Raw genomic sequence first — 248 nt, 5'->3', positions numbered from 1 at the left:
CAACGCTCGTGGCGCGTCGTCGGGAGCGGCAGAGGTGTATAAGGGGCTGTCCGTGGCTGGGCTGCTTGGCTTGCAGCGCAGCGTGCAGCGCGTCGGGGAATTGCGCCTGATGGCTGATCACCTGGGGCTTGGCCTCGATCTGCGCAGCATGGTTAAGGGTGATGCCGGTCACGGCAAACAGCAGCATGCCGGCCAGGTACGTCTTCTAGCTGATCCAGTGCCATTTGCGCAGGGTGCCGAGCCAGTGG

The 248-nt window shown here is 64.5% G+C and carries 1 protein-coding gene; it reads right to left on the bottom strand.

Features of this window, described 5'->3' with window-relative positions:
* A partial coding sequence (locus tag ACQ4LH_RS22185) for a PepSY-associated TM helix domain-containing protein (protein ID WP_430699033.1) occupies positions 1 to 187 on the bottom strand: 187 nt, incomplete at its 3' end.
* Positions 188 to 248 lie beyond the last annotated feature (61 nt).

Source organism: Pseudomonas peli (genome assembly GCF_050563605.1).
Lineage (GTDB): Bacteria > Pseudomonadota > Gammaproteobacteria > Pseudomonadales > Pseudomonadaceae > Aquipseudomonas > Aquipseudomonas peli_A.
This window is presented reverse-complemented; position numbering and strand designations above follow the sequence as displayed.